The organism is Marinobacter sp. (genome assembly GCF_035268745.1).
GTDB lineage: Bacteria > Pseudomonadota > Gammaproteobacteria > Pseudomonadales > Oleiphilaceae > Marinobacter.
Genome location: NZ_DATFKH010000039.1, coordinates 1 through 2,583, shown reverse-complemented (window position 1 = coordinate 2,583; position 2,583 = coordinate 1). Strand labels below are relative to the sequence as shown.

Here is a 2,583-nt window from a genome sequence, read left to right as displayed (position 1 = left end):
GGGTGAGCGCTCGATGGCGGGGCAGACCATCGGAGCGGATCTTGCCCCCGGCATGCTTCAGTTTGCCCGTTCGGCCTGCTCCCCGGGGCTGCAATGGCTGGTGGCCGACGCAGAAGCGCTGCCGCTGGCCAATAGCAGTGTGGATCTGATTTTCAGCAACCTGATGATTCAGTGGTCGCAAAACCCCTGCCGCGTGCTGTCAGAGTGCCGGCGGGTACTCCGGCCTGGCGGGCAGTTGCTGATCTCCACGCTGCTTGATGGCACCCTGGCCGAGCTTGGCGAGGCCTGGCGTCTGGCTGACCCTGGCCACCAGCACGTGAATCGTTTCGATTCTGCCGGGGATTACCAGCGCTGGGCCGCTGAGACTCTGCCGGATTCGACTCTGGCCCTGGAAACGGTGAGCCTGGACTATCCCTCGCCCATGGCCCTGCTGTCAGAGCTGAAAGCCATTGGCGCGGGTTTCAAGGGTGCCTCCCGGCGTTCCAGTGCCACAGCCCCCGGACGCCTGCGGGCTATGTGCCGTCATTACCCGGTTGCAGATGATGGACAGATTTATGCAAGTTACCAGGCGGCGTGGTTGAGCTGTCGACTCCCCGAGTAATCAGTAAAGGCGAATGGATGGCGAAGAGAAGCTTTTTTGTCACCGGCACCGATACCGGTGTTGGCAAGACCCTGGTGTCGGCTGCAATCCTGCTGGCGGCCGGAAACAGAGGCCTGCGAACCCTGGGTATGAAACCCGTGGCCTCAGGGTGCGATTCAACGCCGGACGGGTTGCGCAACGAGGACGCACTGACACTGATAAGGGCGATGACCGAGCCACTGGCCTATGAGCAGGTTAACCCCGTTGCCCTGCAACCTGCTATTGCCCCTCATGTTGCGGCGGCCCGGGCTGGCCGGCAGCTGACGGCCGCAAGGCTTGTGGGGTTCTGTCGGGGGTTGCAGATGCGCCCGGCAGATCTGTTACTGATCGAGGGTGCCGGTGGCTGGCGGGTGCCGCTTAATGACCGGGAAACCTATTCAGCCGTGCCGGTGTCGCTGCAGCTGCCGGTGATTGTGGTGGTGCCCCTCAGGCTGGGTTGCATCAACCATGCGTTGCTGACGGCAGAGGCGATACGCCGGGATGGTCTGGCGATTGCCGGCTGGGTTGCCAACCGCCCGGACCCTCAGCCGATGGAATCCGAACACGAGACCCTGGCCTATCTTCGGAATCACCTCGGGGCCCACTGCCTGGGAGTGCTGCCCTGGCAGGAGCAAGCCGACCCGGCAGTGCTGGCGCAAACATTGTCCCTGGAAGTTCTGTTTGAAAACTGATCAGTTTTGTGGCTAAATCTAGAGTGTCAGCCATCTTGGAATGAGTCGTTATGATCAGTAACACGCTCGGAATCGGTATCCAGGGAGTGCAGGAGGGTCTTCAGGGTATGGAGGCGTCTGCCCGCAAGATCGCCCGCGGTGGCGCTGACGGCCCGCAGGGCACTGCAGCAGATGGGGCAGGGGGTTTGATTGAACCTGTTATCGATCTGAAGCTCTATGAGCGCAGCGTGCAGGCATCGGCCCAGATTGTCAGAACAGCGGACGAAACCCTTGGAACCCTGCTGGATATTAATGCCTGACCCGGCGGCCGGTCTTTCCGGTTTGCCCTCTGAACCTCAGTGTCTGTCATGATAACCGTCACGCCATCCCCGTCCATGACGCCAGCGCCGGCCCGGGCCAATGCCCAGCAGGGTCTGGATTCCGCCCAGCTCGAGCAGCTGACCGAACTCAAAGCCCGTGACCGCGAAGTCCGTGCCCATGAAGCCGCCCATCAGGCTGTCGGCGGGCAGTATGCGGGCGCCATTTCCTATGTCTACCAGCGTGGACCGGACGGAGCGCAGTACGCCGTCGGCGGCGAGGTGTCCATTGATACCTCTGTTGTTGAAGGCGACCCTCAGGCCACCATCGAAAAAATGCGCATCGTGCGCTCGGCGGCTCTGGCGCCTGCCGAGCCTTCACCCCAGGATCGTGCGGTTGCTGCCCAGGCTATGCAGATAATGCTGCAGGCGCAGTCGGACCTGGCGGTGGATCGCGCCGGCGAAGATGAGGCCAGTGCCGGCCCGGGCGCCCCGGTCAGAATCAACCGGGATGCTTCCGAAGCCTATCAGTCGGTATCCGGCCTTGGCGGGGCAGATGAAGCCGGGCGCAACTCCGGAGTTTTTCAGGCAACGGCCTGATACTTATGAGCAGGAAAGCAGGCGGACACGTCCATTCAGGACACGCCGTGAATACCCCTGCGGGGTCCAGCCCGCAATCACAGATTGCGGTCGTGAGTCTGTCGCATGAAGCTTTGCTTCATAAACGCTCGGACTCACCCATGAGGCTCGGATGCATCATCCCTGCTGCATACGGTCCTGGATGGATGTGTCCGCCTGCTTTCTTTCAGCTCGGTATGACCTCTCAATCTCACTGCCTGCCCCGCGTAATCGCAAAATCTGTGAACAAAACCCCCCCGACAAATTTCGACGCTTGCTATTGACAATTCTGTGTTCCTAAACGTATGTTTCAAACAAGTGTTTAATTTGCGCTCCGGCCATGTTCCCGGGCTACGCG

Annotated in this window: 4 protein-coding genes; all 4 read left to right on the top strand. The window is 61.2% G+C overall.

Annotation, left to right across the window (positions count from 1 at the left end; translation table 11 throughout):
- Positions 1-601 (top strand): methyltransferase domain-containing protein (locus VJ956_RS02955; protein WP_324081486.1); only part of this gene is annotated, 601 nt, incomplete at its 5' end.
- Positions 602-618: 17 nt separating this feature from the next.
- Positions 619-1,311 carry a dethiobiotin synthase gene (gene bioD, locus VJ956_RS02950; RefSeq protein ID WP_324081484.1) on the top strand — a complete coding sequence of 231 codons (693 nt, stop codon included), beginning with the start codon at positions 619-621 and terminating at the stop codon, positions 1,309-1,311.
- A gap of 50 nt (positions 1,312-1,361) precedes the next feature.
- Entirely contained in the window at positions 1,362-1,610 is a 249-nt protein-coding gene (locus VJ956_RS02945) for a flagellar biosynthesis protein FlgE (protein WP_324081483.1), read from the top strand.
- A 48-nt stretch (positions 1,611-1,658) separates the two neighbouring features.
- Positions 1,659-2,207: a putative metalloprotease CJM1_0395 family protein gene (locus VJ956_RS02940; RefSeq protein WP_324081481.1), complete on the top strand. Its 549-nt coding sequence runs from the start codon at positions 1,659-1,661 to the stop codon at positions 2,205-2,207.
- Positions 2,208-2,583: the final 376 nt, after the last annotated feature.

Coding starts and splice junctions, on each gene's coding strand:
- bioD (WP_324081484.1), top strand. CDS start 619: ATGGCGAAGAGAAGCTTTTTTGTCACCGGCACCGATACCGGTGTTGGC.
- VJ956_RS02945 (WP_324081483.1), top strand. CDS start 1,362: ATGATCAGTAACACGCTCGGAATCGGTATCCAGGGAGTGCAGGAGGGT.
- VJ956_RS02940 (WP_324081481.1), top strand. CDS start 1,659: ATGATAACCGTCACGCCATCCCCGTCCATGACGCCAGCGCCGGCCCGG.